This is a genomic window from Marinicauda pacifica, from assembly GCF_004793635.1.
Lineage (GTDB): Bacteria > Pseudomonadota > Alphaproteobacteria > Caulobacterales > Maricaulaceae > Marinicauda > Marinicauda pacifica.
Genome location: NZ_SRXV01000053.1, coordinates 1 through 314, shown reverse-complemented (window position 1 = coordinate 314; position 314 = coordinate 1). Strand labels below are relative to the sequence as shown.

Genomic DNA, 314 nt, shown 5'->3' with positions numbered 1-314 from the left:
GCTATCCGGTAGACCATTGGGCCGTGACTCGTCTGCGCGAGAGCGAAGCAGAGCTCGACTAGTCCCTGCGCCGGATCCAGAGCGAGCGGCGCGGGCGCAGATAAGCCTTGTCGGTCAGCGTGAACTCACCCAGCTCCAGCGTATTGAACGGGGTGGAGTAGGTGTAGATCATCTCGACGAATATGATCGAATTGCTCGGGGCGAGCAGCCCCTCGGGCAGGTCGAGAACGCTATCCTGGCCATCCCCCGACAGGCCGTTGCGTCCTTCGGACCAGTCGACAAAGATGTCGCCGTCATTATTCATGCGCACCGAC

General features: G+C 61.1%; 1 pseudogene. It reads right to left on the bottom strand.

The features are described from left to right. Positions 1 to 58: 58 nt before the first annotated feature. Positions 59 to 314, bottom strand: a pseudogene (locus tag E5162_RS14850) (hypothetical protein); the annotation flags it as partial.